We start from the raw sequence: 20,160 nt of genomic DNA on the forward strand, positions 1-20,160 counted from the left end.
TGCACCGAATCGCGGAACGACGAGGTCCGCGCGACAGCGAACCGGGGAGACGCCGCTCCGGATCGTTCTCGATTCGCCTGCGTGGGAACGGGGCGGGCAACCGGTCCATTAGAACATGTTCTACGGTTGGAGGTATGACCCGAGGCTTCGTTCTCCGGCAGGCCGTCGGCGCCGCACTCGCCGCCAACGCCCTGCGTCCCCTGCCCGGTGCGCCCACCTCGGTGGTCGCCTTCTTCTCGGGGTGGCTCACCACCGAACTCGCACCCCACCTCCTCGCCGTGACCGCCGCCGACGCGGCCCAGCACGCCGCCCGTCGCGGAACGCGGACCCGCAGCGACCGCGTCGGTCTCGCGCTGGCCGCCGCCACCGCCGCCGGGCTCGCCGCCGTCATCGCCACCGGCCGGGGCGCCGGAGCCGAAGCGGAATCCGCGCTCGTCGAGACGCTCGGCGAGAACTACACCGACCGCGACAACGCCATCGACCACCCGGGGCGACCCGTGTGGCGGCAACTCCTCAACCCGTTCTGGATGCGGAACAAGGCCGTCACCCGGGTCCGCAACCTCGCGTACGGACCGGGCGGGCGCCGGGCCCGCCTCGACATCTACCACCGGCAGGATCGGCCGTCGACGAGCCCGGTCCTCCTCCAGATCCACGGCGGCGGCTGGGTGATCGGGAACAAGGATCAACAGGGTCTGCCGCTGATGCTCGAGATGGCATCCCGGGGATGGGTGTGCGCGGCCGTCAACTACCCGCTGTCGCCGAAGGCGAAGTGGCCGGAACACCTCGTAGCGATCAAGCAGGCCCTGGCCTGGCTCCGGGAGCACGTCGAGGAATACGGCGGCAACCCCGACTTCATCGCCGTCACCGGCGGTTCCGCGGGCGGCCACCTCGCCGCCATGGTCGGACTCACCGCGAACGACAGTCGGCTGCAGCCCGGATTCGAGGACGTGGACACGTCGGTCCAGGCGTGTGTCCCGTACTACGGCGTCTACGACATCGCCGGCGACACCGGAATCAAGGCGGTCCTCCAGCGCGTGCACTCCGGACTGATGCCGATGGTGCTCGGTAGGAACGCCGTGTTCCCTGACGACTACCGGGCCGCGTCGCCGCTCGCGCACCTCCGGGCGGACGCGCCACCGTTCTTCGTGATCCACGGGACGAGCGATTCGCTCATTCCCGTCGCCGAGGCGCGGGTCTTCGTCGACGAACTGCGGCAGGTGTCCGAGAACCCCGTCGTCTACGCGGAACTGAAGGGCGCGCAGCATGCGTTCGACGTGTTCCCCTCGATCCGCAGCATCTCCGTGACGCAGGCGGTCGGGCGGTTCCTGGAATGGTCGCGCAGCGCCACCACCGACGTCCCCGCGGCGGGCACGGAATCGGCCTGACTACTTGCCGCCGAGGGTCTTCAGCTGCGCGACCCCGGCGGGCGGCAGGCCCGCGGCGTACGCCAGCACCTCGCAGAACGCCTCGACGTGCGTGGCCAGTTCGACCGACGTCGCCGTCCACGACGCGCGCAGTTCCAGCTGATGCGCGTGCGGGGGACCGGCGATGTCGCCGTACCGCACCGACGTCGTCGCGGTGACCGTCCCGCCGAGCGCGTTGAGGGGTTCGTGACGTGACTCCAGAGCGTCGACGAGCCAGCTCCATGCCACTTCGGGAAGCAGCGGGTCGGACGCCACGGCCGCGTCGAGGTCGGCCTGAATGTAGGCGACCAGCCGCATCGTGCCGTTCCAGGCCTCGTCACCCTCGGGGTCGAACAGGAGGATCAACCTGCCGAACGCGTCGCCCTCGCTCTGTTCGGCGACGACCCCGGTGTCCTCGTGCACGACCTCGGCGCCGACGGCGTAGCTGAACGGCGCGAGTCGTTGCGGAGGCCGGATGGGGCCCACCTCGATGTCCGCACGGACCTGCGCGGAATTCATCGCTTCGACGGCGGCGCGGAACTCGGCCGGTTCGGCGGGCGATCCCGAAGTCGTCACAGCCCGGGACGTTAGACCCGGACCCTCGTTTCTCGTCGGAGGCGCGCCGAGCAGGGCCGATCGGCGGCGGAGCCGCGGCATGGCAGCATGAGAGCTGCCGAAATTCGAGCAGGCAGAGAGCGCGAGGACCGATGAGCGGGTTGGAAAGCACCAATGCAGGCATGAGCGAACGGGCGACGTACGCCGCGAGGCGGGTGCTCCCCGACGCACCCCTCCTGGCGGCCGCCGAAGGGCGCGCTCCCGGCCGGCGCCCGGTGTGGTTCATGCGGCAGGCGGGCCGCTCGCTTCCCGAGTACCGCGAGATCCGGTCGGGGATCGGCATGCTGGAGTCGTGCTTCGATCCGGCTCTGGTCTGCGAGATCACCATGCAGCCCGTGCGCAGGCACGGCGTCGACGCGGCGATCCTGTTCTCCGACATCGTGGTGCCGCTCAAGGCCGCCGGCATCGATCTCGACATCGTGGCCGGCACCGGTCCCGTCGTCGCGAATCCGGTCCGGTCGATCGCGGACGTCGCCGCCCTGCCCCGCCTCGTACCCGAGGAGGTCGGCGCGGTCGCGCAGGCCGTGCAGCTGCTCACCGCGGAACTCGGTTCGACGCCGCTGATCGGTTTCGCCGGTGCCCCGTTCACCCTCGCCTCGTACCTGGTCGAGGGCGGCCCGAGCCGCAACCACGAGCGCACGAAGGCGCTCATGCACTCCGACCCCAAGACGTGGCACGCGCTGCTCGGCACCCTCGCCGACACGACCATCACGTTCCTGCAGGCGCAGCTGCGTGCCGGCGTCGACGCGATCCAGCTGTTCGACTCGTGGGCGGGCGCGCTGTCGCTGGCCGAGTACCGGGAATTCGTGCTGCCCCACTCCGAGCGGGTGTTCGCGGAAGTGGAGAGCGCGAAGGTGCCGCGGATCCACTTCGGTGTCGGAACCGGTGAACTGCTCGGCGCGATGGGCGAGGCCGGCGCCGACGTCGTCGGCGTCGACTGGCGCATCCCCCTGGACGTCGCGGCGCGCCGGGTCGGCCCGGGCAAGGCGCTGCAGGGAAACCTCGACCCCGCGGTGCTGTTCGCGGGATCGGCGGCCGTCGAGAAGCAGGTGCGCCGCATCACCGCGGAGGCCGACGCCGCCCTCGCCGCAGGCGCCACGGGACACATCTTCAACCTCGGGCACGGCGTCCTGCCCGACACCGACCCGGGCGCGCTGACCGCGCTGGTCGAGTTGGTGCACTCCCTGTGACCGGGTCGTCGCCGAACGTTCTCGTCGTCGGCGGCGGCATATCCGGACTCGTGGCCGCGTACCGGCTGCGGCAACGGCTCGGCGCCGGTGCCCGGATCGTCGTCGCCGACGGCGCGCAGCGGCTCGGGGGCAAGCTGCGCACGGTGGACCTCGCCGGGGAGCCCGTCGACGTCGGGGCGGAAGCCTTCATCGCGCGGCGCCCGGAACTGCCTGCCCTGCTCGGGGAACTCGGTCTCGCCGACCAGCTCGTGCACCCGGCGGGACTGCGTCCGCTCATCTGGTCCGAGGACGCACTGCACCCGCTGCCGTCGAACACGCTGATGGGGATCCCCGCCGACGCCGACAGCCTGCGCGGTCTCGTCGACGACCGGACCCTCGCCCGGGTGGCGGGGGAGCGGGCGGTGCCGCTCGACTGGACACCGGGCGCCGACGTCGCCGTCGGTGCGCTGGTCGGTGACCGGTTCGGCGCGCAGGTGGTTCAGCGGTCGGTGGATCCGCTTCTCGGCGGGGTCTATTCGGGGCTGGCGGACACCATCGGTGTCCGCGCCGCCGTCCCCACCCTCGCGGCGGCCCTCGACCGCGGCGCCACGAGCCTGTCCGCCGCCGTGGCGGAGGCACTGCCTCCTCCCGCCGCAGGACCGGTATTCGGGGCGCTGCGCGACGGCTACGGCGTCCTGCTGCGCGCGCTCACGGACGCCGCGGGCGCGGAGATCGTGCACGAGCGGATCCGGGACCTCGGCCGCGACGGCGAAAGCTGGTCGGCGGACCCGGTGGGCCGGGTGGACGGCGTGGTGCTCGCCGTGCCCGCCCCGCAGCTCGCCGAACTGCTCGCCGGCATCGCCCCCCGCGCGTCGGCGGCCGCCGCCGACATCCCGCTGGCCTCCTCGGCCGTCGTCGCGCTGGCCCTGCCCGCGGGCACCGACGTCCCCCAGAACTCCGGGATCCTCGTCGCCACCGACACCTCGCTCGGCGCGAAGGCGTTCACCCTGTCGAGCCGCAAGTGGCCGCACCTCGCCGAGCGGGAGGTCACTCTCGTGCGCGCATCGTTCGGACGGTTCGGCGACGCCGCCGTCGTCGACGCACCCGACGACGAGCTGATCGCCGCGGCCCGGCGCGACCTCGCGACCGTCACCGGGGTGGCCGCGGAACCCGTCGCCGCGCACGTGCAGCGCTGGCACGGCGGACTGCCGCAGTACGGTCCCGGCCACCTCGAGCGGGTGGCGGAGATCGAGCAGGAAGTCGCAGGTCTGGACGGTGTCGAGGTGTCGGGGGCGCTCCTGCGCGGGGTGGGTGTACCCGCCTGTGTGGCCGCTGCGACGACGGCGGCTGCACGGCTCGCCGGGCGAGTGGCACGATAGACCCATGGCACGCCTCGACTTCGACGCATTGAACTCTGAAATCCGCTACCTCATGTTCTCGGTGTTCCAGGTGGAACCCGGTGTACTCGGGGACGACCGGGAAGCTGTGATCAAGGAGGCACGGATCTTCTTCGAAGGCCAGGCCGAGAAGGGTGTCGTGGTGCGCGGGCTCTACGACGTGGCGGGACTGCGCGCCGACGCCGACTTCATGATCTGGACGCACTCGGCGAGCATCGAGGCCCTGCAGGCCACGTACGCCGACTTCCGCCGCACCACCGCCCTGGGCCGCGCGAGCAAGCCCGTGTGGAGCAACGTCGCGTGCCACCGCCCGGCCGAGTTCAACAAGAGCCACATCCCGGCGTTCCTGGCCGGCGAGGATCCGGGCAACTACATCTGCGTGTACCCGTTCGTCCGCTCCTACGAGTGGTACCTGCTGCCCGACGACGAGCGCCGGAAGATGCTCGCCGACCACGGCATGGCGGCCCGCACCTACAAGGACGTGCGCGCCAACACCGTGCCCGCGTTCGCGCTCGGCGACTACGAGTGGATCCTCGCGTTCGAGGCGCCCGAGCTGTACCGCATCGTCGACCTCATGCGCGACCTGCGCGCCACCGAGGCCCGGCTGCACGTCCGCGAGGAGGTGCCGTTCTTCACCGGCCCGCGGGTGGATGTGGAGAAGCTCGTCGCGGCTCTGCCGTGATCTGACGCACGACCGATGAGTGACGCCGACGGGGCCCGCACCGCGCAGCCCCGCTACCAGCACATGTCGCACTGGGGCATGTTCGAGGCCGAGGTCGCCGACGGCGACGTCGTGGCCGCGCACCCCTACACCGGTGACGCCGACCCGTCACCGGTGCTGGGCAACCTCGCCGGGTCGGTCCGCACCAAGGCGCGGATCACCGGTCCGGTGGTGCGCCGGGGGTGGCTCGAGCACGGCCCGGGACCGAGCAGTTCCCGCGGTTCCGACGAGTTCGTGCCGGTGGACTGGGAGGAGCTGACCCAGCGACTGGCGAACGAGTTGCGCAGGGTGGTCGACACCCACGGCAACAGCGCGATCTACGGCGGTTCCTACGGGTGGGCCAGCGCGGGGCGGTTCCATCACGCGCAGAGCCAGGTCCACCGGTTCCTGAACACCCTCGGCGGCTACACCCGTTCGGTGCACAGCTACTCCCTGGGCGCGACGGGCGTCGTCATGCCCCGGGTGGTGGGCACGCACTGGAAGATGTTCGCCCGCTCCACGTCCTGGAAGCTCATCGCCGAGCACACCGACCTCATGGTGTGCTTCGGCGGCGTCCCCCTCAAGAACACCGGCGTCAATCACGGCGGCACCAGCGACCACCCCACCCGCGACGCCCTCGACGCCCTCCGGCGACGCGGCGGATCCGTCGTGTCGTTCAGTCCGCTGAGCGACGACATGCACGGCGTCGCCGAACGGCACGCGCCGGTGCCCGGCACGGATGTCGCGATCATGCTCGCCCTCGCGTACGTTCTCGCGACGGAAGGCCTGCACGACACGGCATTCCTCGGCAGCCACTGCGTCGGCTACGACCGCTTCGAGGACTACCTCCTCGGACGCTCCGACGGCGTGCCGAAGTCGCCGGCGTGGGCGGAGCAGATCTCCGGCATCGCCGCCCCGGATCTGGTGGCCCTCGCCCGGCGGATGGCGGCGGGCCGGACGATCGTGACCGTCACCTGGTCGCTGCAGCGGGTCCGGCACGGCGAGCAGGCCCCGTGGATGGGAGTCACCCTCGCCGCGATGCTGGGCCAGATCGGTCTTCCCGGTGGGGGTTTCGGTCACGGCTACGGTTCCATGAACGAGCCCGGACTCGCCCCGGTCCCGTACCCGCTGCCGACGCTTCCCCAGGGACTGAACCCGGTCCGCGACTTCATCCCCGTGGCCGCGGTCTCGGACATGCTGTTGAACCCGGGCGCCCCGTTCGACTACGACGGTCAGCGCCTGACGTACCCGGACATCAAGATGCTGTACTGGGCGGGCGGCAACCCCTTCCACCACCATCAGGACATTCCGCGTCTGCGACGCGCGCTGGCCCGGCCCGACACGATCGTGGTCCACGACCCCTACTGGACGCCGATGGCGCGGCACGCCGACATCGTCGTCCCGTCCACCACGTCGCTCGAGCGGGCCGACATCAGCTGCACCCGCAACGACCCGCTGCTCGTCGCCATGCACGCCGCGGTGACACCGTACGCCGACGCGCAGGACGACTACGACACGTTCGCCGCCGTCGCCCGGAAGCTGGGTGTCGGCGAGAAGTTCACCGAGGGCCGCACGTCCGGGCAGTGGCTCGAGCACCTGTACGGGCAGTGGCGTGACTTCGTCCGCGCCGACGGCGGACCGGCGCCGAGTTTCGACGACTTCTGGACGCAGGGCCACGTGCGCATGCGGACCGAGGACGACCTGATCCTGTTCGGCGACTTCCGGGCGGATCCGGCGAAGTTCCCGCTCGGCACCCCGAGCGGCCGGATCGAGATCTTCTCCGAGGACATCGACGGATTCGGCTACGACGACTGCGCCGGACACCCCCGCTGGTACGAGCCGGAGGAGTGGCTCGGCGGCCCGCGGGCCCGGCAGTTCCCGCTGCATCTGATCGCCAACCAGCCGCGCACCCGCCTGCACAGCCAACTCGATCACGGCGGCACCAGCCAGAAGTCGAAGATCCACGGCCGCGAACCGCTGCGCATCCATCCGGACGACGCCGCCGACCGCGGACTGAGCGGCGGCGACGTCGTCCGCGTGTTCAACGACCGGGGCGCGTGCCTCGCCGGTGTGGTGGTGGACGAGGGTGTCCGCCGCGCGGTGGTGCAGCTGTCGACGGGCGCCTGGTACGACCCGCTCGACGCCACCGACCCGGATTCGCTCTGCGTGCACGGAAACCCGAACGTGCTGACCCCGGACGTGGGCACGTCGGCACTGGCCCACGGCTGCACGGGCCAGCACGTGCTCGTGCAGATCGAACGCTACGACGGCGAGCTGCCACCGATCCGGGCGTTCGATCCGCCCGCGATCATTCCCCGGCCGGTTCCAGGGTCAGCGAGATCGAGTTGATGCAGTACCGCTGATCGGTGGGGGTGGGGTAGCCCTCGCCCTCGAAGACGTGGCCGAGGTGGCTGTGGCACGTCGCGCAGACCACCTCGACGCGGCGCATGCCCAGCGAGGTGTCCTCGCGGAGGATGACGGCGTCCGAGTCGGACGGGTCGAAGAACGACGGCCACCCGCAGTGCGATTCGAACTTCTCACTGCTGCGGAACAGTTCGGCGCCACAGGCCCGGCAATGGTAGACGCCTTCCGTCTTCGTGTCGGTGTACTCGCCGACGAACGGGCGCTCGGTGCCGGCCTGGCGCAGCACCGCGTACTCCTCGGGAGTCAGTTTCTCGCGCCACTCGCTGTCGGAGAGAGCAACCTTCGGGGCGGACTGCGTGGGATCCTGCTGCTGCGAACTCATGGCTCCACGCTAATACGTTTCGCCGGTTCCGGCCGTGAGGCCGAGGCGTGGGACGCGGCTACGTCTTGGCAGCGGCCGACTCGACCTGCGGCTGCTCGTCCGGCTCCGGCTCCCGCGGAGTCTCGGGGGTCTTCTCGCCCGGTTCGAGCAGGAACGCCGGATCGATGCCCCGGTCGAGGCGGCCTTCGCGGCGCGCCGTGACGTAGCGGACGGTGAGCACGCCGAAGATCACGAGGAGCATCAGACTCCACCCCAGCGTGGTCTTCATGTACTCGGCGGTCCGGCCGGCTTCGATGAACCGGCTCGACAGCCAGCTGTCATAGCTCATGAAGCCGTACACGGCCAGCCACGCCGGCCAGTTCCGCATCACCGAATTCTTCAGCACCACCGACATCAGGAGCGGGAACAGCATCATCGAGTAGTACATCTGGCCCAGCGAGCCGAGCAGCCACGACGCCGTCAGCAGAACCCCGGACGTGGTGACGACGAAGAACAGTTCGTCGTGGCGGTAGAAGCGGTGGAGCAGCCACAGGGACGAGAGCACGATGGCCGCGAAGACGCCGCGCAGCGCCCAGATCATGCCGGTGGGCAGGCCGTAGTACTTGCCGTTGCCGACGATCGCGCTGTTGAAGTAGTCGCGCGACTCCATCAGGTACGGCACCGTGTGGTGCACGAAGTCCATCGGGTCCGCGGACAGCGGCCACGCCACGGCGGTGAGGATCAGGGGGATGCCGATCGCGGTGACGAACACCTTCCACTGCCCGCGCACCAGAGGCAGCAGCAGGAGTGGGGCGAGGATCGGTTTGACCGCGAACGTCAACCCGATGGCGACGCCGGACCACAGGTCCCTGCGCTTCATGAGCAGCACCAGGAACGCGATCTCGCCGAGCAGGACGAGGCCGTTGATGTTCGTGAAGACCAGGGTGTTGGTGACGGTCTCGGACGAGAACGTGGCGAGCAGCAGTATCGGGGCCGCGATGGAGTTCAATCCCAGGCCGAACAGCCGCAGCAGCAGGTACAGGGCGATCACGATGGCGATCGCGTTGGCGATGATGAACAGCCAGCGGGACTTCTCGGGGTCGATCACCGCGATCGGCGCCATCAGCAGCGTCCCGGACGGCGGATACAGGTAGTGCGGATCGACCCAGTCGAAGTTGGCGGTGTAGACGGGACGCCCGTTGAGGAAGGCCAGCGCAGCGTTGTACACCGGCCGGAAGTCGTCGGTGATGTACCCGTTGACCGCCTTGACGACCACTCGATGCAGCACGGTCATGACGGCGATCGGCCACAGCGCGAAGTTGATTACCTCGTTGGCAGTCCGCCCGGTGCGCGGTTCGAGTTGTCGAAGGAACACCACGGCACGGTACACCGAGAAGCCCTGACGTGCGGTCACGCACCCCCTGCGGGTGTCGGGCGGAACACCTCCGCTAGGCGGGGCAGGCGCTGCCGTCCGGCGGCAGCACCCCGTCCGTGACGTAGGTGACGATCGACTTCTGCGCGCAGTCCGAATGGGTGGCGGGATGGCCGCTGCCGTGCCACGTCAGCGTCGCCGTCGCGGCGCCCGCGCTCGACACGGCACCCGTCACCGTCCCCACCCCGGCGTTCCCGACGACCGGGTCCGCGGTGCCACTGAGCACCAGGACCGGCAGTGTCAGCTCGCCGGGCAGAGCGGGTGGCGCGGTCGCGGGCCAGGAGGTGCACGTGAGCAGCCCGACGGCGGCGTTCGGGCCGAACAGCGGGAAGCGTTCGCCCCACAGCTTCTGCAGTTCCCGGACCCGGTCGGGTGCGGGCCACTGCTGGCCGTCCGTGCAGCGGGTGATGAACTGGCCGTCACTCTCGTAGGCGGCCTCGGCCTTCGCGACCGCCGCGAGGATCGGCGCCGTGTTCCCGGCGAGGGCGGCGGACACCGCATCCGACAGGGCGCGGACGCGGCCCTGCTGGTCACCGCCTGCCGCGGCGAGCGACCCGGACACCGCGGTGAGCAGTGCGTTCGCGGAGACCTGCGGGATCTGGCCGTTCGCGGCGCGGGTGACGGCGTCCGTCATCGCGGCGCGGGGATCGGCGCCGAGGGAGCAGTTCAGGGCCGTGCACTGGCGGGCGAACGCATCGAACGCCGCCTCCTGACCCGCGACCTGCTGCTCGGTGACGGTCGCGGCGTCGACCGTGGTGACCGCGGGGGAGTCGAGGACGAGCCGGCCGACCCGGCCGGGGTACTTGGCGGCGTAGCTGAGCGCGACGGCGCTGCCGTTGCCGGTGGCGAGGATCCCCAGCGCGTCGACGTCCCAGGTGCGGCGCAGTTCCTCGATGTCGTCGGCGGCGTGGGTGCTGTCGAACGCGAGTTCCTGCGGCTGCAGGTAGTCGGTGCACGCGATCGTGGCGTCGCGGCCCAGCGCGGTCACCTTGTCGACCTGGTCGCCCGTCCCCGGGTCGAAGTGCCCGAGATTCGCGAGGCTGCTGCGGAGCTCCGGGGTGAGGCATTCGATCTCCTGCGAGGCGGCGATCCCGCGGCGGTCCACCGCGACCACCGGACGCGTCGACAACAGCGACGTCAGACCGCCGGTGCTGAGCGCTGCGAGCGTCGCGCTCGACGACCGGTCCGATCCCGAGGTGAGCACGAGCGGGGCCGCGTTCTCGGGGGTGTCGGCGAGCCGCGCCCGCATCGCACCCATCGTGAAGGTCCCGGGCAGGGTGCCGCTCTCGTCGACGGCCGCCTCGTAGGAGCCGCATTCGAAGATGAGCCCGGCGGGGGGTGTCGTGCCCGGGTCCAGGGCTCCGAGCGTGCTCTGGGTGCAGTCGGTCCACGCCAGGTCGTTCTTCGGGGTCTGCAACACGGGCGGGGGAGCGTCGGGGTTCTCGGTCTCGGTCGCGGTGGGTTCGCTGCCGCCACCCTCTCGCTCGACTGCCACGTGCGGGCGGTTGGACGGTCCGGCTCCGCACGCGGTGCACACCACGAGAACCATTGCGAGCAACACCGATCTGCGCATGGCGACCACCCTGCCAGGTTCCCCTACGGGCGGGGCAGCCGCACCCATCGGGTGAGGACGGTGCCATCGGTGTCGGTCAGGATGTGCGCGGGAGTCATCGCGGTGATCCGGGCACCGGGTGCGGTGGCGACGCGACCGGCGGTTCCGCTGGCGAGCACCGGCGCCGTGGTCAGGCAGACCTCGTCGACGGAGTCGTCCGCGATCAGCTGCCCGAACAGGCTCGGGCCGCCCTCGCAGAGCACCCGGCGCAGTCCGAGGTCGTCCAGCGCCGCGATCAGTCCTTCACTGGTGATCTGCACCTCGCCGGCCGTGACGATCCGGGCGCCCGCGGCGGCGAGGTCGCGGATCCGCGCCGGGTCCGCGTCCGCGCACGTGACGACGATCGGTGCCACCTCGGTGTCCGTGAACAGGCGCGCGTGCGGGTCGAGGTGGGCGCGGGCGGACACGACGGCGATCGGCGGGACCTCCGGCATCCCCGATGCCACGCGGCGTCCCCTGCCCTCCGCACCGATGCGCGCCCCGCCGTAGTTCTCGGCCCGCACGGTTCCGGCCCCGACCAGCACGACGTCGGCCAGCTCCCGCAGCGTCTCGAAGACCAGCGCGTCCGCGGGGGTGCCCAGCGCTCCGCTGACCCCGTCGACGGAGACGGCGCCGTCGATGCTGCTCACGAAGTTGACGCGGATCCACGGCCGCGGCGTCTCCGCCGGATACGCGTACAACGCACGCAGCGAGTTCGCGGTCGATTCGCTGGACTCCTCCTCGGCGGGCGGACTGTCCGGTGTGAAAAATGTCGCAATATGTACACGGTGCATGTTGGTGATCTCAACACGTGGATACCCTGCTTGTATGCATGCACGTCTTGTCGATCGCAGCCCCGTGGTCCCCGCTGATCAGTTGGTAGCTCAGATGGTGCCCCCGGCCATGTTCGACGAGGTGAGCTTCGCGTCGTACATTCCCGATCCCGCAGAACCCAGCCAGGCCGTCGCGGTCCAGAAGGCCGAGGAGTTCGCGAAGAAGGTCGTGAAGATCCGCAGCGGCGGCCGACGCGGTCTGTTCGGGAAGAAGACACCGGCCACCGGTGCCGGTCTCTACCTCGACGGCGGCTTCGGCGTCGGCAAGACCCACCTCCTGGCCTCGATCTTCCACAGCGTCCCGTCGCCCAAGGCGTTCGGCACGTTCGTGGAGTTGACGCACGTCGTCGGCGCCCTCGGCTTCAACAAGGCCGTCGAGCAGCTGTCCGACCACAGCGTCCTGTGCATCGACGAATTCGAACTCGACGACCCGGGCGACACCATGCTGGTCTCCCGTCTGCTGTCGGAGTTGTCGGCGCGCGGCGTGTCCATCGTGGCGACGTCGAACACGCTGCCCGGCCAGCTCGGTGAAGGACGATTCGCCGCACAGGACTTCCTGCGGGAGATCAAGAAGCTCGGCTCCATCTTCGAGACGATCCGCGTCGACGGACCCGACTACCGCCACCGCGACCTGCCGCCCGCCCCGGACCCGATCTCCTCGGCGGAGCTCGCCGAGCGCGCCGACAGCATCCCGGGTTCCACGCTCGACGACTTCGACGAGCTGTGCAAGCACCTGAGCACGCTGCACCCGTCCCGCTACAACAAGCTGGTCGAGGGCATTCCGGCCGTGTTCCTGGACGGCGTCCACCCCGCCGAGGACCAGTCGGTCGCGCTGCGCCTGGTGGTGCTGGCCGACCGTCTGTACGACGCGAGCATCCCGGTCACCTCGTCGGGGGCCAAGCTCGACGCGATCTTCACCCCCGAGATGCTGGCCGGTGGATACCGGAAGAAGTACCTGCGTGCCACGTCGCGACTGCTCGCGCTGTCGCGCTTCGAGGTCGCCGCGAGCTGACCCGGCCCGCTACAGCGCCCGCTGCATCACGAAATCGTGGTGCAGCTGGGTGCCCACCGGGAACGTCTTCGTTCCGACCTTCGTGAATCCGTGTTTCGCGTAGAAGCGCTGCGCCCGCACGTTCTCCTGGTTGACCCCCAGCCACAGTCCGGCACATCTGGCGGCGTGGGCGCGTTCGACGATCGCCGCCATCAGAGCAGACGCGACACCGGTTCCGTGATTGCCGGGCAGCACGTAGAGCTTGCTGATCTCGGTGGTCGGCCGCAGGGTCACGACCCTGCCGACGTCCGGGTCGGCGGGTTCCCCGTCGATCAGCATCGCGTATCCGACGATCGCCCCGCCGTGCGTGACCTTGAGAACGGTCCGGTCGGGGTCGGTGAGGTACTCGGAGAACCGTTCGGCGGACAGCACGTCGTCGATGAACGTGGCGATGTCGTCCTGCGTCGCCCCGGGTGGGCACGCGAGAGGGAACGTCGCCGCGGCGACGTCGGCAATCGCTTCGGAATCCCAGATTCCCGCCGGGTCGATTTCGACAGTCACAGCTGATCCACCGCGTCCTTCGCTGTCGGAGGTGTCATCCCCGTACTGTCCCGCAGCCGGCCGATCGCCGCAACGGTCCGGACCCGGTCCGGGAGGCACGTCACCTTGTGACGGGTGGCGTCGTCGAGTCGCATGACCCCAGTAGAACATCTGCCGTCGGTCACGATCGGGAGCGCACTCGGTTTGCTCGTCGTGGTCGTGCTCCCCGCACCCGCGCTACGACCATCACGACGACCGCCACACCGGCGACCGACCGCAGAACCGCACGGACGACGGCGATCTCGCCGTACTTGCAGTGCCGCTCTGCTGGAGAATCGGCGGGCCGGGTGCTCGGCGAGGATGCTTCCCGCCCCGGAGCTGAGGACACCGACGCGACGGCGGCCACGATGACCGTGTCGTCGAACCCGAATCGGCCTTGTACTGCGGTAGCGGGGTGAGGACGCGGCCCGTGGGCGCCCGGAACAAGACTGAGCCCCAGCCTTGGATGGGGGGTCATGGCTGGGGCTCATTGCCATCGGGGGGGTGGATGGCAAGTTCGACGATACATGAGGAATTCCTCACGTTCCAGAAGCGGCGGTAACGATTTCGTCACCCGCCCGCCGCTCCCGCGCGCGCCGGGGGTTGTCTCGGCGGACGGTTGTCGCTTACAGTGTCCTCCATGCAGCGCATCCTCGTAGTTCTCCGCCGTAGCGGGGTCTGATACGGACCGACCCCTCGCTGCGGGTCGTTGAGCTACGCGTTGGTCCTCCCTTCTTTCAGGAAGACCACGACAATGAGCGCCAGCAATTCTTTCGCTTCATCTTTTCCCTCGTCGGCACCGGCCGCCGACCCGTTCGCCGCGCGCCACGGCAAGTCGCTGCCGGCGGACCTCCGCAGCGAGGCTGCCGGGATGACCTGGAACGCGTTCGACGCCGTGTATGCACCGTCCAACGGGCCGTTCCGTCTGGGCAGCTGGTCGGAAACGAAGACCGGACCCGGAATGTGGGATTTCGAGGCCACTCTCGGCATCGGCGAATCGATCTGCAAGACCGGTGCGAGCGCGCCCGGTCCGGTGGCCGCCATGACCTCGATGCTGTTCGATGCGGGCTGCGCGATGGAGATCCTGTCTTTCCACCAGCACGAGATCGGGCACCGCACGGTGACATTCCTGCTCTGTGAGAGCGCCGGCATCCGGCTCTGGGCGATGGGAATCGGCGAGTCCCGCACGGAATCGACTCTGCGCGCGATGATCTCCGGCGCCAACCGGCTCCGGCCCGCCTGACGGACAACGGCGTGCGGCCCCGGTCGATGACCGGGGCCGCACGCCTGAACTTTTTCGGTTGAACGCGAAATGGTGCGCGATACTGGGATTGAACCAGTGACCTCTTCCGTGTCAGGGAAGCGCTCTCCCGCTGAGCTAATCGCGCGGGACGGAAAAAAGAGAGCGGACGACGGGATTCGAACCCGCGACCCCAACCTTGGCAAGGTTGTGCGCTACCAGCTGCGCCACGTCCGCATTCGTGAAAGCCCCTGCCGGGGCCGTCACTGTCGAGCAAGTCAAACATCTAACAGTCGAGCATCTATCTCGGTGCGCGATACTGGGATTGAACCAGTGACCTCTTCCGTGTCAGGGAAGCGCTCTCCCGCTGAGCTAATCGCGCGAGGTGGAGACGGGAATCGAACCCGTGTGCACGGCTTTGCAGGCCGTTGCCTCACCACTCGGCCACTCCACCGTGAAGGTTGAGTCCAACCTCTCGAGCGGACGACGGGATTCGAACCCGCGACCCCAACCTTGGCAAGGTTGTGCGCTACCAGCTGCGCCACGTCCGCATGCACCGTGTAACTCGCGGAGAATGTTCTCCGTGGTGCGGTTGAGAACATTAGCCGACCATCCGCGATAGTTACAAATCTGCAGGTCAAGGCATCAGACGGTGAACTCGGCGTGAACGGGACCGGGTCGTGGGCGTGCTGCAGGCAGAGTCCGGCGCGAATCCCACACGAATCCCATCGGGGTGATTTTCGTTCGGCCGCTCGGTCTGTTAGTGTTCCAACTCGTTCGAGCGCGAGCGTTTGGCGCGCCTCGGTCCCGTGGCTCAGTGGAAGAGCGTCCCGTTCACACCGGGGAGGTCGCTGGTTCGATCCCAGCCGGGACCACCGAAAGAAGAGGCCGTTTCCGAAATCGGAAACGGCCTCTTCTTTTTCGTGTGCGCACCCGGAAAATCGGTTGTTGCCGCTCTCCGGTGCGGCGGACAATGAACTGAGCCGGCCGAAAATGTCCCGGGTGATCCGCTACCGAAGGACCGAGTCCCATGTTCCCCGTGAGGCTGGAAGGCACCACCGCGCCGACCTTGATGTGGGCGGAGGAGCAGGCCATAGAGCAGGCTGCGCTGCAGCAGCTGCGGAACATGGCCGACCTGCCGTGGGTGCACGGTGTGCGCGTCATGCCCGACGTCCACGTGGGCAAGGGCGCGACGGTCGGTTCCGTCATCGCGATGCGGGAGGCGGTCGCACCCGCGGCGGTCGGTGTCGACATCGGCTGCGGAATGACGGCGGTCCGGACCGATGTGACCGCGAGCGACCTGCCCGACAGCCTGCGGCCGATGAGGTCGCACATCGAGCGCGCGGTGCCCGTCGGTTTCGCCATGCACGAGCATTCGGTGAACGTCGGCGCACTGGGTCCGGATGCCGGGGGAGCGAGGAAGGGGTGGCAGCGCTTCTGGCAGGAGTTCGGCGATCTGCATACCGGTGTGCAGTCCCGGGAGTCGCGGGCGATGAAGCAGATCGGCACACTCGGCGGCGGCAACCACTTCATCGAGGTGTGCCTGTCGGATGCCGACGAGGTCTGGCTGATGCTCCACTCCGGGTCACGCAACATCGGCAAGGAACTGGCGGAGCGGCACATCACGGTGGCGCGGGCCCTGCCGCACAACCAGCGGCTGGTCGATCGGGATCTCGCGGTGTTCCTCGCCGGCAGCAAGGAGATGGATGCGTACCGCCACGACCTGACCTGGGCGCAGGAGTACGCGGCCCGGAACCGTGCCGTCATGCTCACGTTGGTGATGCGTGCCTTCCGGCAGTCCCTTCCCGGCAGGACGGTGCGGTTCGACGAGCCGATCTCCTGCCACCACAACTACGTGTCGGAGGAGATCGTCGACGGCGAGCCGATGCTCGTCACCCGTAAGGGCGCGATTCGGGCAGGCCGCGGTGATCTCGGGCTGATCCCCGGGTCGATGGGCACCGGTTCCTACGTGGTCCGAGGCCTCGGCTCCGAGTTGTCGTTCAATTCGGCGTCACACGGGGCGGGACGGACGATGAGCCGCACCAAGGCGAAGAAGCGGTTCACCGTCGACGACCTGGTGCGGCAGACATCCGGGGTCGAATCGCGCAAGGACGCCGGCGTGATCGACGAGATCCCGGGCGCCTACAAGGACATCGAGCAGGTGATCGAAGCGCAGGCCGATCTCGTCGAGGTCGTGGCCCACCTGCGGCAGGTCGTCTGTGTGAAGGGCTGACCGCAGGTCGCGGTCGGTAGGGTGGACTGGTGACCAGCAGAGAAGCCCGGCCCGGACCCGCGCCCGAGAACAGGGACGTGGACGACTCGGATCTGTCTCCGTTCCAGGAAGCGGAGAGCCGCTGGCGCCGGTGGCGGGCACACGTCGCCGCGCGCCCGGGCCTCAACCTGGCGTACCGCATCGTGGTGGGGGTGATCGGCGCTCTCGTGCTGGCCGCCGGGATCGTCGCGATCCCGTACCCCGGACCCGGCTGGCTGATCGTGTTCGCGGGGCTCGGAATCCTCGCGTCCGAATTCGCGTGGGCCCACCGGTTGCTGCACTACGCGCGGCAGCGCTACGACAAGTTCATGGACTGGTTCTCGCGGCAGTCGCTGGTGGTCAAGGGGGCGGGCGCGTTGCTGACGTGTGCCGTCGTCCTCGCCACGCTGTGGTTGCTCGGGACGTTCGGTCTCGTCGGGACGTGGATCGGCCTCGACTACCCGTGGCTGGAGAGCCCGCTCTAGCCGTACGCATGATTGGGTGTCACTGCTGGGCCGATAACATGGGCTGGCACATTCACCATGTCTGCACCGCACACCTCACCTAGGAGAACATCGCCGTGAGCACCCCCGCATCCGCCGCCCCAGCCGCCCTCGTCCGGGTGCCCGCGGGGACGACGGCCGGTACAGCGGTTCGGGAGGCCGGCTACCCGAGCAAGGGCCCGGACGTGGTCGTCGTGGTCCGTGACGCCGAGGGCGGGCTCAGGGACCTGTCCTGGGTGCCCGACGCCGACGTCGACGTCGAACCGGTCGCGGCGAACACCGACGACGGCCGCAGTGTCATCCGCCACTCGGCGGCGCACGTGCTCGCGCAGGCCGTTCAACAGGAATTTCCGGAGGCCAAGCTCGGCATCGGCCCGCCGATCAAGGACGGCTTCTACTACGACTTCGCCGTCGAGCGCCCGTTCACTCCCGAGGACCTCGCGAACCTCGAGAAGCGGATGAAGAAGATCGTCAAGGGATCGCAGCGGTTCTCGCGCCGCGTCGTCGACTCGCTGGAGGAGGCGCGCGCCGAACTGGCGAACGAGCCCTTCAAGCTCGAGCTCATCGACGACAAGTCGGGGATCGACGATCCGGAGATCATGGAGGTGGGCGGCAACGAGCTGACCATCTACGACAACCTGGACCCGCGGACCGGCGAGAAGGTGTGGGGCGACCTGTGCCGCGGCCCGCACATTCCCACCACGAAGCACATCCCGGCATTCAAGCTCACCCGCAGCTCGGCGGCGTACTGGCGTGGTAACCAGGACAACGCCGACCTCCAGCGCATCTACGGCACCGCGTGGGAGTCGGCGGAGGCCCAGGAACAGCATCTGGAACTGCTCGCCGAGGCCGAGCGCCGCGACCACCGCAAGCTGGGGTCGGAACTCGACTTGTTCAGCTTCCCCGACGAGCTCGGCTCGGGACTGCCCGTGTTCCATCCCCGGGGCGGGATCATCCGCACCGAGATGGAGGACTACTCCCGCAAACGCCACGTCGAGGAGGGGTACGAGTTCGTCAACACCCCCCACATCACCAAGGGTCACCTCTACGAGGTGTCGGGCCACCTGGACTGGTACCGCGACGGCATGTTCCCGGCGATGCACATCGACGAGGAACTGAACGAGGACGGCACCGTGCGCAAGCCGGGCCAGGACTACTACCTCAAGCCGATGAACTGCCCCATGCACAACCTGATCTTCCGCTCCCGCGGACGGTCGTACCGGGAACTGCCGTTGCGGCTCTTCGAGTTCGGATCGGTCTACCGGTACGAGAAGTCGGGTGTCGTCCACGGACTGACCCGCGTGCGTGGCATGACGCAGGACGACGCGCACATCTACTGCACCCGCGAGCAGATGCGCGACGAACTGGCGACCACCCTGCAGTTCGTCCTCGGCCTGCTGAAGGACTACGGACTCGACGACTTCTATCTCGAGCTGTCCACCAAGAACCCGGACAAATTCGTCGGCGACGACGCCGTGTGGGAGGAAGCGACGGCGACGCTCGCCGAGGTCGCGGAATCGTCGGGGCTGAACCTCGTTCCCGATCCGGGCGGCGCCGCGTTCTACGGACCGAAGATCTCGGTGCAGGTGCAGGACGCCCTGGGGCGCACCTGGCAGATGTCGACGATTCAGCTCGACTTCAACCTGCCCGAGCGGTTCGACCTCGAGTACACCGCCAGCGACGGCACCAAGAAGCGGCCGGTGATGATCCACCGCGCCCTGTTCGGGTCCATCGAACGGTTCTTCGGGGTGCTCACCGAGCACTACGCGGGCGCGTTCCCGGCCTGGCTGGCGCCTGTCCAGGTGGTCGGCATCCCGGTGGCCGAGACGTTCGCCGACCACCTCTTCGACGTGGTGAAGCGGCTCAAGGCGGCCGGTGTCCGCGCCGAGGTCGACGCGAGCGACGACCGCATGCAGAAGAAGATCTTCAACAACACCGCGCAGAAGGTGCCGTTCATGCTGCTGGCGGGTGCGCGTGACGTCGAGGCCGGTGCCGTCAGCTTCCGATTCCGCGACGGCACCCAGGTCAACGGCGTGCCCGTGGACGATGCCGTGCGCATCGTCACCGACTGGATCGGCCGCCGCGAGAACGCCTCGCCGACGGCGGAACTGCTGCAATCCGGTCGGGAAGGGTGACACACATGACCGGAGGTGACGACGTGACGGCCGACGAGATGCTCGGCGGCCCCGGCCGCCTGGTCGACCGCGGGCCCGGCGAGCCCGATCACCTTCAGCGGATCTGGTCGCCGCACCGCATGTCGTACATCGCCGAGACACCGAAGTCGCGGGACACCCCGAACGAGCCGTTCATCGACATCCCGAAGATGGACGACGAGGACGGGCTGATCGTCGCCCGCGGGGAGCACGTGTACGCGGTGCTCAACCTGTACCCGTACAACCCGGGGCACCTGATGGTGGTTCCCTACCGCAAGGTCGCGGCGCTCGAAGACCTGACGGAAGAGGAGAGCGCCGAGCTGATGTCGTTCACGCAGCAGGCGCTGCGCGTGATCAAGCGGGTGTCGCGGCCGGACGGTTTCAATGTCGGCCTCAATCTCGGTGCGGCGGCGGGCGGTTCGCTCGCCGAGCATCTGCATCAGCACATCGTTCCGCGCTGGGGCGGGGACGCGAACTTCATCACGGTCCTCGCCGGGGTCAAGGTCATGCCGCAATTGCTGCGCGAGACCCGGGGGCTGCTGGCGAAGGCCTGGAATGAATGACGCGATAGATGAATG

The 20,160-nt window shown here is 69.1% G+C and carries 18 protein-coding genes and 6 tRNA genes; 12 read left to right on the forward strand and 12 right to left on the reverse strand.

Features of this window, described 5'->3' with window-relative positions; all coding sequences use genetic code 11:
- The first annotated feature begins 134 nt into the window (after nucleotides 1–134).
- A complete protein-coding gene (locus ROP_RS33970; RefSeq protein WP_015890518.1) occupies nucleotides 135–1,385 on the forward strand; it encodes an alpha/beta hydrolase in 1,251 nt (416 codons plus the stop codon).
- Here ROP_RS33970 and ROP_RS33975 read toward each other — a convergent pair whose 3' ends face one another.
- On the reverse strand, nucleotides 1,386–1,979 hold the full coding sequence (locus tag ROP_RS33975) for a DUF3000 domain-containing protein (RefSeq protein ID WP_043825928.1): 594 nt from the start codon (nucleotides 1,977–1,979) through the stop codon (nucleotides 1,386–1,388).
- 161 nt (nucleotides 1,980–2,140) lie between these two features.
- Between ROP_RS33975 and hemE the strand changes: the two genes are divergently transcribed.
- Genes hemE through ROP_RS33995 form a run of 4 tightly spaced genes read left to right on the forward strand, consistent with a single transcriptional unit; the run spans nucleotide 2,141 to nucleotide 7,633 of the window.
- Nucleotides 2,141–3,208: a uroporphyrinogen decarboxylase gene (hemE, locus tag ROP_RS33980; protein ID WP_015890520.1), complete on the forward strand. Its 1,068-nt coding sequence runs from the start codon at nucleotides 2,141–2,143 to the stop codon at nucleotides 3,206–3,208.
- Nucleotides 3,205–4,566, forward strand: a complete 1,362-nt coding sequence (locus ROP_RS33985; RefSeq protein WP_015890521.1) for a protoporphyrinogen oxidase — start codon at nucleotides 3,205–3,207, stop codon at nucleotides 4,564–4,566. The genes hemE and ROP_RS33985 overlap by 4 nt, the downstream gene beginning before the upstream one ends.
- A gap of 4 nt (nucleotides 4,567–4,570) precedes the next feature.
- A complete protein-coding gene (gene hemQ, locus ROP_RS33990; protein ID WP_015890522.1) occupies nucleotides 4,571–5,266 on the forward strand; it encodes a hydrogen peroxide-dependent heme synthase in 696 nt (231 codons plus the stop codon).
- A 15-nt stretch (nucleotides 5,267–5,281) separates the two neighbouring features.
- Entirely contained in the window at nucleotides 5,282–7,633 is a 2,352-nt protein-coding gene (locus ROP_RS33995; RefSeq protein ID WP_015890523.1) for a molybdopterin-dependent oxidoreductase, read from the forward strand.
- On the opposite strand, the gene msrB is transcribed toward ROP_RS33995, so the two are convergent.
- The 4 genes from msrB to ROP_RS34015 are packed head-to-tail and all read right to left on the reverse strand — an operon-like array spanning nucleotide 7,593 to nucleotide 11,826.
- Complete coding sequence (msrB, locus tag ROP_RS34000; protein ID WP_015890524.1) at nucleotides 7,593–8,030, reverse strand: peptide-methionine (R)-S-oxide reductase MsrB; 438 nt, start codon at nucleotides 8,028–8,030, stop codon at nucleotides 7,593–7,595. The two genes, ROP_RS33995 and msrB, sit on opposite strands and share 41 nt — an antisense overlap.
- Nucleotides 8,031–8,088: 58 nt before the next feature.
- The gene (locus ROP_RS34005; protein ID WP_015890525.1) at nucleotides 8,089–9,423 is read right to left on the reverse strand and encodes a glycosyltransferase family 87 protein; all 1,335 of its coding nucleotides are present in this window, start codon (nucleotides 9,421–9,423) and stop codon (nucleotides 8,089–8,091) included.
- A gap of 34 nt (nucleotides 9,424–9,457) precedes the next feature.
- Nucleotides 9,458–11,023 carry an alpha/beta hydrolase gene (locus ROP_RS34010; protein ID WP_015890526.1) on the reverse strand — a complete coding sequence of 522 codons (1,566 nt, stop codon included), beginning with the start codon at nucleotides 11,021–11,023 and terminating at the stop codon, nucleotides 9,458–9,460.
- A gap of 14 nt (nucleotides 11,024–11,037) precedes the next feature.
- Entirely contained in the window at nucleotides 11,038–11,826 is a 789-nt protein-coding gene (locus ROP_RS34015) for a pyrimidine reductase family protein (RefSeq protein ID WP_015890527.1), read from the reverse strand.
- 34 nt (nucleotides 11,827–11,860) lie between these two features.
- Here ROP_RS34015 and zapE point away from each other — a divergent pair, with 34 nt between their 5' ends.
- Entirely contained in the window at nucleotides 11,861–12,877 is a 1,017-nt protein-coding gene (gene zapE / locus ROP_RS34020) for a cell division protein ZapE (protein WP_015890528.1), read from the forward strand.
- Between the two features lie 9 nt (nucleotides 12,878–12,886).
- On the opposite strand, the gene ROP_RS34025 is transcribed toward zapE, so the two are convergent.
- Both ROP_RS34025 and ROP_RS43255 read right to left on the reverse strand, forming a co-directional pair.
- Nucleotides 12,887–13,417 (reverse strand): GNAT family N-acetyltransferase, encoded by a 531-nt coding sequence (locus ROP_RS34025; RefSeq protein ID WP_015890529.1) that lies wholly within the window; start codon nucleotides 13,415–13,417, stop codon nucleotides 12,887–12,889.
- Nucleotides 13,414–13,551 carry a hypothetical protein gene (locus ROP_RS43255; RefSeq protein ID WP_158306520.1) on the reverse strand — a complete coding sequence of 46 codons (138 nt, stop codon included), beginning with the start codon at nucleotides 13,549–13,551 and terminating at the stop codon, nucleotides 13,414–13,416. The genes ROP_RS34025 and ROP_RS43255 overlap by 4 nt, the downstream gene beginning before the upstream one ends.
- A 638-nt stretch (nucleotides 13,552–14,189) precedes the next feature.
- Here ROP_RS43255 and ROP_RS34030 point away from each other — a divergent pair.
- Nucleotides 14,190–14,678, forward strand: coding sequence for a hypothetical protein (locus ROP_RS34030; protein WP_015890531.1), 489 nt, complete (start codon nucleotides 14,190–14,192; stop codon nucleotides 14,676–14,678).
- A 70-nt stretch (nucleotides 14,679–14,748) separates the two neighbouring features.
- Here the strand turns inward: ROP_RS34030 and ROP_RS34035 are convergent.
- The 5 genes from ROP_RS34035 to ROP_RS34055 all read right to left on the reverse strand — a co-directional run bounded on the left by ROP_RS34035 (nucleotide 14,749) and on the right by ROP_RS34055 (nucleotide 15,226).
- A tRNA-Val gene (locus tag ROP_RS34035) sits at nucleotides 14,749–14,823 on the reverse strand.
- 16 nt (nucleotides 14,824–14,839) lie between these two features.
- A tRNA-Gly gene (locus tag ROP_RS34040) sits at nucleotides 14,840–14,912 on the reverse strand.
- Between the two features lie 73 nt (nucleotides 14,913–14,985).
- Nucleotides 14,986–15,057 (reverse strand) — tRNA-Val (locus ROP_RS34045).
- 1 nt (nucleotide 15,058) lies between these two features.
- Nucleotides 15,059–15,129: transfer RNA gene (locus ROP_RS34050), tRNA-Cys, on the reverse strand.
- Nucleotides 15,130–15,153: 24 nt separating this feature from the next.
- Nucleotides 15,154–15,226: transfer RNA gene (locus ROP_RS34055), tRNA-Gly, on the reverse strand.
- 252 nt (nucleotides 15,227–15,478) lie between these two features.
- Between ROP_RS34055 and ROP_RS34060 the strand changes: the two genes are divergently transcribed.
- The 5 genes from ROP_RS34060 to ROP_RS34080 all read left to right on the forward strand — a co-directional run bounded on the left by ROP_RS34060 (nucleotide 15,479) and on the right by ROP_RS34080 (nucleotide 20,145).
- Nucleotides 15,479–15,550 (forward strand) — tRNA-Val (locus tag ROP_RS34060).
- A gap of 155 nt (nucleotides 15,551–15,705) precedes the next feature.
- Complete coding sequence (locus tag ROP_RS34065) at nucleotides 15,706–16,908, forward strand: RtcB family protein (RefSeq protein WP_015890532.1); 1,203 nt, start codon at nucleotides 15,706–15,708, stop codon at nucleotides 16,906–16,908.
- A gap of 77 nt (nucleotides 16,909–16,985) precedes the next feature.
- Nucleotides 16,986–17,411, forward strand: coding sequence for a TIGR02611 family protein (locus ROP_RS34070; protein ID WP_015890533.1), 426 nt, complete (start codon nucleotides 16,986–16,988; stop codon nucleotides 17,409–17,411).
- A gap of 95 nt (nucleotides 17,412–17,506) precedes the next feature.
- A complete protein-coding gene (gene thrS, locus ROP_RS34075; protein WP_015890534.1) occupies nucleotides 17,507–19,564 on the forward strand; it encodes a threonine--tRNA ligase in 2,058 nt (685 codons plus the stop codon).
- A gap of 5 nt (nucleotides 19,565–19,569) precedes the next feature.
- Nucleotides 19,570–20,145 (forward strand): HIT family protein, encoded by a 576-nt coding sequence (locus ROP_RS34080; RefSeq protein WP_015890535.1) that lies wholly within the window; start codon nucleotides 19,570–19,572, stop codon nucleotides 20,143–20,145.
- The last annotated feature ends 15 nt before the right edge of the window (nucleotides 20,146–20,160 follow it).

The sequence above is a fragment of the Rhodococcus opacus B4 genome (assembly GCF_000010805.1).
Taxonomy (GTDB): Bacteria; Actinomycetota; Actinomycetes; order Mycobacteriales; family Mycobacteriaceae; genus Rhodococcus_F; species Rhodococcus_F opacus_C.

Excerpts from the sequence above, each read along its gene's own strand:
- ROP_RS43255 (WP_158306520.1), bottom strand. The coding sequence starts at position 13,551 with ATGCGACTCGACGACGCCACCCGTCACAAGGTGACGTGCCTCCCGGAC.
- zapE (WP_015890528.1), top strand. The coding sequence starts at position 11,861 with ATGCATGCACGTCTTGTCGATCGCAGCCCCGTGGTCCCCGCTGATCAG.
- ROP_RS34015 (WP_015890527.1), bottom strand. The coding sequence starts at position 11,826 with ATGCACCGTGTACATATTGCGACATTTTTCACACCGGACAGTCCGCCC.
- msrB (WP_015890524.1), bottom strand. The coding sequence starts at position 8,030 with ATGAGTTCGCAGCAGCAGGATCCCACGCAGTCCGCCCCGAAGGTTGCT.
- hemQ (WP_015890522.1), top strand. The coding sequence starts at position 4,571 with ATGGCACGCCTCGACTTCGACGCATTGAACTCTGAAATCCGCTACCTC.
- ROP_RS34080 (WP_015890535.1), top strand. The coding sequence starts at position 19,570 with ATGACCGGAGGTGACGACGTGACGGCCGACGAGATGCTCGGCGGCCCC.
- ROP_RS33970 (WP_015890518.1), top strand. The coding sequence starts at position 135 with ATGACCCGAGGCTTCGTTCTCCGGCAGGCCGTCGGCGCCGCACTCGCC.
- hemE (WP_015890520.1), top strand. The coding sequence starts at position 2,141 with ATGAGCGAACGGGCGACGTACGCCGCGAGGCGGGTGCTCCCCGACGCA.
- ROP_RS34030 (WP_015890531.1), top strand. The coding sequence starts at position 14,190 with ATGAGCGCCAGCAATTCTTTCGCTTCATCTTTTCCCTCGTCGGCACCG.
- ROP_RS33995 (WP_015890523.1), top strand. The coding sequence starts at position 5,282 with ATGAGTGACGCCGACGGGGCCCGCACCGCGCAGCCCCGCTACCAGCAC.
- ROP_RS34065 (WP_015890532.1), top strand. The coding sequence starts at position 15,706 with ATGTTCCCCGTGAGGCTGGAAGGCACCACCGCGCCGACCTTGATGTGG.